At 66.1% G+C, this 3351-nt stretch carries 4 protein-coding genes and 1 tRNA gene; 3 read left to right on the top strand and 2 right to left on the bottom strand.

The genetic code is table 11. The annotated features are described in order from the left end of the window. The first annotated feature begins 535 nt into the window (after positions 1–535). The 3 genes from ACRDUX_RS22085 (at position 536) to ACRDUX_RS22075 (ending at position 1606) form a co-directional block, all read left to right on the top strand. Positions 536–781, top strand: a complete 246-nt coding sequence (locus ACRDUX_RS22085; RefSeq protein WP_526416512.1) for a type II toxin-antitoxin system RelE/ParE family toxin — start codon at positions 536–538, stop codon at positions 779–781. Further along, positions 778–1125, top strand: a complete 348-nt coding sequence (locus ACRDUX_RS22080; RefSeq protein WP_526416511.1) for a helix-turn-helix domain-containing protein — start codon at positions 778–780, stop codon at positions 1123–1125. The genes ACRDUX_RS22085 and ACRDUX_RS22080 overlap by 4 nt, the downstream gene beginning before the upstream one ends. A gap of 136 nt (positions 1126–1261) precedes the next feature. Next, a complete protein-coding gene (locus tag ACRDUX_RS22075) occupies positions 1262–1606 on the top strand; it encodes a hypothetical protein (RefSeq protein WP_526416509.1) in 345 nt (114 codons plus the stop codon). A gap of 42 nt (positions 1607–1648) precedes the next feature. Here ACRDUX_RS22075 and ACRDUX_RS22070 read toward each other — a convergent pair whose 3' ends face one another. Both ACRDUX_RS22070 and ACRDUX_RS22065 read right to left on the bottom strand, forming a co-directional pair. After that, positions 1649–2707 carry a hypothetical protein gene (locus ACRDUX_RS22070; protein WP_526416507.1) on the bottom strand — a complete coding sequence of 353 codons (1059 nt, stop codon included), beginning with the start codon at positions 2705–2707 and terminating at the stop codon, positions 1649–1651. A 429-nt stretch (positions 2708–3136) separates the two neighbouring features. Further along, positions 3137–3223 (bottom strand) — tRNA-Leu (locus ACRDUX_RS22065). Positions 3224–3351 lie beyond the last annotated feature (128 nt).

Here is a 3351-nt window from a genome sequence, read left to right as displayed (position 1 = left end):
CTGATGCGGATTGGGGAAGAGCCGGCCGGGTGCAGACTCCTCGGTAACACTTCGCGTCTTCGCGTCTTCGCGTTGAAGTCTTTTGTCACATCAAGGCTAAGTATCGAGTGCGAAAGGGGGGACTTGAACCCGAGTCCGAGTCGACGAAACCAGAGGAAATCTGAGGAGGTAGACGGCCAAAAGATCCCCTCTACCCCTGAAGATTGTCCCCCAGGGGGACAATCGGAGGCCTGGCAGATCGGCGACGCCTCCAAGCACGGACCCGCTCCCGTCGATACTGAACTTCCGCCAATGCCGACGAGCGCCGTCCAGCCCGACGACCGGCCGGCCGTAGGCGCCGACGCACAACAGCGGCGACTTCAGAGGCGAGAGCGGCGTCGCACCCGACGCCGTTGAGCTGGCGTACCAGAAATGGTACACATCGACGTGCCCGGTGGTCGCAAGCGATTGGCCGCGGTCTTCTACCGCACCGCTACCGGTCCGGAACCGGTGCGGGAGTGGTTGAAGGAGTTGCCGCGCGCCGATCGACTTGGCGATGGGAGAGGACATCAAGGACGTGGAGTTTTCGTGGTCGCTCGGTATGCCGCTGTGCCGCAACATGGGGCAGGGCCTGTGGGAAGTGCGCACCGACCTGCGGAGCCGGATCGCGCGGGTGCTCTTCTGTGTGTTCGAAGAGCAGATGGTGCTGCTGCACGGCTTCATCAAGAAGAGTCGCAAGACGCCGCCGGGCGATCTCGAACTCGCCCGCCAACGCAAGCGCGAACTGGAGAATGCCCGATGAAGAGGAACCCACGCCTCGGCTCAACGCTCGACGATCTCCTGCGCGAGGACGGTGCATTGGAAGACGTCGAGGCCCGCGCGCAGAAGCGCGTCCTCGCGCGCCAGCTCGAACAGCTCATGCGGCAGCAGGCGGTGACCAAGGCCGCGCTCGCTGCGCGCATGGGCACCAGCCGCAGCGCGCTCGATCGGCTCCTCGACCCGACCAACGCCTCCGTGACGCTCTACACCATAGCGTCAGCGGCGCGGGCGCTCGGTGCCCAGCTCGACCTCCGGTTGTCTCGCCGCCGCAGCAACCAGACGGTGCCAGTGCGTCGATCTGGTCGAGCGGTGCCCGCGAGTTCGTAGCCAGCTCGATGGGCAACGCGACGATCTTCTATTCCTGGCAGAATCAAACACGCAGCGCAGAACCGAGCGGCCGAAGCTAGCGACCCGGTGTGCGCGTCTTGCCGGCACCGCATCCGTCGCGCTACCACACACCCGCATGGAGATCGCCATCCGCCGGGCCGGCGGCTCGTGGGAGCTGCGCCCGACCCAGCCGTACGAACGCGAAGCGCAGCTGCAGGAGCTGCTCGCCACCCAGCCGAACCTCATCCCGCTCCACCAGCTCGGCGACCAGGTCTTGGTGCCGCGGGTTGCGGTGCGGGAACTGCCGCTTCGTCCGGCGGGCGTGCTCGACGTCCTTGCGGCCGACGAGGCGGGCGGGCTGACGCTGGTCGAGTGCAAGCTCGACGCGAACGTGGAGAGCAAGCGCACGGTCATCGGACAGGTGTTCGAGTACGCCAGCGCCCTGTGGCCCCGATCGGCGTCCAATCGTCACCCCCACTGAGCGGCCGCGCTGGTCGCTGCAGCAGCGAGGCAGCCAGGCAACCTATTGGCAAGCGCACGCCCGTTCGCCCGTGGGGTGGACCGCCGTAGAATTGGTGGGGATGTTGGTGCAGCGGTAGTACTGGGAAACAGGTACGTTCCGGGCGCATCCAAAGCCATCGAAGCACGATCCGAAGTCGATGAACGTGGTGCCCTCACCGAGCGCTGTCATCACGGTTTGGCAATTGGCCAGTGTCGCGGAGCCGCCGCTTCCGGCGTAGGTCTGGGTCGCAGCGGAGTAGGTCAAGCCGTGGCTCGCGCAGGCGTCGTCGCAGTCTTGGCCAAGCGCGCCGAGAAACCAGCAGAAGCCCCCGACGACCTGGCCGCCGGGGCAGGGGGGTGGGCACGAGCTGTTCGCGTTGCCGTCGTCGAGCAGGTCGCAGTTGACGAAGCTGTTGCTGCTGCCATTCATGGCCTCGCACGCTTCGCAGTCGACGATGTCGCCGACGCAGGTTGCGCAGGTCGTCGCGCTGGTGCAGCCGCTGCAATTGCCGTCGTCCATCCCGGCGGGCACAGGAAAGGTGCACTGCGAAGCCATGTCGGCCTGGAGCTTGGGCTGTACCGTGCTCTGCGCCTTGGCATCGTTCACGCCGGTCGCGATGCATCCATCAATTGCGGCCTGATTCATCGCCGGTGCCGCATCCTTGATGCAGCTGCGGAACGCCTTCAGCTCGGTGTCGAACTTCTTGCCGCCCCGCTTGGCGATCCTGTCCTGGCACTTGTCACCCGCCACGATCCCGTCGACTGGGTCGCCGAACACCTTCCGCAGGATGTCACCCGCCGAATCCTCGGTGTGGTCCGCGATGTCGTTCGGGTCGCTGTCCACGCCGACAAGGGCTACCGGGTCGCACTTGCCGCCCGAAGCGTACAGGCCGATCAGCGTGCCTCGCTTGATGGCCGCCTTGGCCGCTTCGGCGTTAACGCATCCATCGATGTCACCCGCGCCGTCCTTGACGCACTTGCGGTTCTTCTTCTGCTCCTGGTTACCGACGTTGCGCGAGCCTTTGGCGACCCCGTCCTGACACTTGGCCTCATCCGCGTGCACCGTGCTGCCGACGCCCATCGCGAATATCGCCGCGAACAGCGCCGGCGTGAGCCTCAATCTGCGCATGGATCCCCCCTAGCTAGCCACGTCGTTGGTTGTCGTGCAGTGCCCAACCCGAGAAGCAGGATCGTGGAGATACCCGCGCTCCCTTCGCTGGAGCCCAGCCTCAGGCATGAAAGCCTACTGCTCAGCTGGCAGGTTGGAGATGACAAGACAATTGGGGATAACCCGTACGTCCGAGTAGATAGGGCGCTGGCTGCTCACGAGGCGGTGGCCAGACTGTCGAGCGCCGAGCATTGCCTTGCCGGACGGACGCCGTGGGATGGATCGGCGCAGCGCCGGCGGAGACCCTGCTCGAGGCGCTGCCCCACGATCCGCGCCTGATGGCCGCCACAGGGGCCGTTACAGTCGCCACCTCGAGCGGGCCCGCCGGCGCTCGTCGGTAGTTGGTGCGAAAGGGGGGACTTGAACCCCCACGGGTTTTACCCCACAGGATCCTGAATCCTGCGCGTCTGCCAATTCCGCCACTTTCGCGTGGGTGGTGCCGACTTGAGGCTCACCGGAGATAGCGGTGGCGGTGGGGCAGGTCAAGACGACCGGGGCGGACGACGTGGAGGGCGCCGGGCTCTCGGCGCCGTGTTGGCGACGACACCCCCGCATCC

Source organism: Mycobacterium sp. (assembly GCF_050701675.1).
GTDB lineage: Bacteria > Actinomycetota > Actinomycetes > Mycobacteriales > Mycobacteriaceae > Mycobacterium.
This window is presented reverse-complemented; position numbering and strand designations above follow the sequence as displayed.

What these genes read in the sequence shown, in the direction of transcription:
- ACRDUX_RS22080 (WP_526416511.1), top strand. Translation starts at nt 778, where the DNA reads ATGAAGAGGAACCCACGCCTCGGCTCAACGCTCGACGATCTCCTGCGC.
- ACRDUX_RS22075 (WP_526416509.1), top strand. Translation starts at nt 1,262, where the DNA reads ATGGAGATCGCCATCCGCCGGGCCGGCGGCTCGTGGGAGCTGCGCCCG.
- ACRDUX_RS22070 (WP_526416507.1), bottom strand. Translation starts at nt 2,707, where the DNA reads ATGGGCGTCGGCAGCACGGTGCACGCGGATGAGGCCAAGTGTCAGGAC.
- ACRDUX_RS22085 (WP_526416512.1), top strand. Translation starts at nt 536, where the DNA reads ATGGGAGAGGACATCAAGGACGTGGAGTTTTCGTGGTCGCTCGGTATG.